The organism is Psychroflexus sp. MES1-P1E (genome assembly GCF_002836055.1).
Taxonomy (GTDB): Bacteria; Bacteroidota; Bacteroidia; order Flavobacteriales; family Flavobacteriaceae; genus Psychroflexus.
This window is the reverse complement of sequence record NZ_PJBS01000044.1, coordinates 1-375: the sequence shown is the minus strand read 5'-3', so window position 1 is coordinate 375 and position 375 is coordinate 1. Positions and strand designations below refer to the sequence as shown.

The following is a 375-nucleotide window of genomic DNA, read 5'->3' as shown; positions in this document are numbered from 1 at the left end:
GCCTATTTCTAAGCTTACTAGTCCGTTAACATTGGTAGTTGATGTTTGATTTTCTACATAAACCGCTGTTCCTGTAGATGTAGTTTGCAAAATGCTTATTTGAATCCCTACTGCTTGGTTGGTTACTAAAGCATCACCACTGTCTCTTACAACCGCTTGGTAACTCATCTTCTCTGGCGATTGAGCAAAGGTTGTTACCGTTAGCAATAATGCTACTAAAAATGTGTATAAATTCTTCATAATAGGTTATGTTATTTTTTAATGATTTTAAAGGTTTTTAACTCTTGGTTGTTTTGGCTTACTTTTATAATGTACATGCCCATTTCTAATTGCTGCATGTTAATTTGAGTATCCCCATTGGTAATGCGGCCATTA

At 34.9% G+C, this 375-nt stretch carries 1 protein-coding gene and 1 pseudogene; both read right to left on the bottom strand.

What is annotated here, in order from left to right; translation table 11 throughout:
* Positions 1-240 (bottom strand): annotated as a pseudogene (locus CXF67_RS00255) (fibrobacter succinogenes major paralogous domain-containing protein); the annotation flags it as partial.
* 11 nt (positions 241-251) lie between these two features.
* Positions 252-365: a T9SS type A sorting domain-containing protein gene (locus CXF67_RS00250; RefSeq protein ID WP_257984528.1), complete on the bottom strand. Its 114-nt coding sequence runs from the start codon at positions 363-365 to the stop codon at positions 252-254.
* Between the last annotated feature and the right edge of the window lie 10 nt (positions 366-375).